Annotated in this window: 1 protein-coding gene; it reads left to right on the top strand. The window is 42.3% G+C overall.

Features of this window, described 5'->3' with window-relative positions; all coding sequences use genetic code 11:
- A partial coding sequence (locus AAEY78_RS13480) for a hypothetical protein (protein ID WP_352339830.1) occupies window positions 1-265 on the top strand: 265 nt, incomplete at both ends.

Here is a 265-nt window from a genome sequence, read left to right as displayed (position 1 = left end):
GCTACATTACCTGCTTACTTAAATGGTTTAACTGGTAAGGGCGTACACGTAATTACCGTAAACGACTACCTAGCTAAACGTGATGCGGAAACTAACCGTCCGTTATTTGAGTTTTTAGGCTTAACGGTAGGTTGTAACGTACCGGGTATGATGCCACAGCAGAAAAAACAAGCTTATGTTGCCGATAGTACTTACGGTACTAATAATGAGTTTGGTTTTGACTACCTGCGTGACAACATGGCCTTTAGCATAGATGAGCGTGTAC

The organism is Psychrobacter sp. 16-MNA-CIBAN-0192, from assembly GCF_040309565.1.
In the GTDB taxonomy this organism is placed as follows: domain Bacteria; phylum Pseudomonadota; class Gammaproteobacteria; order Pseudomonadales; family Moraxellaceae; genus Psychrobacter.
Note: the sequence above shows the minus strand (reverse complement) of the source record. Positions and strands in the feature narration are given on the sequence as shown.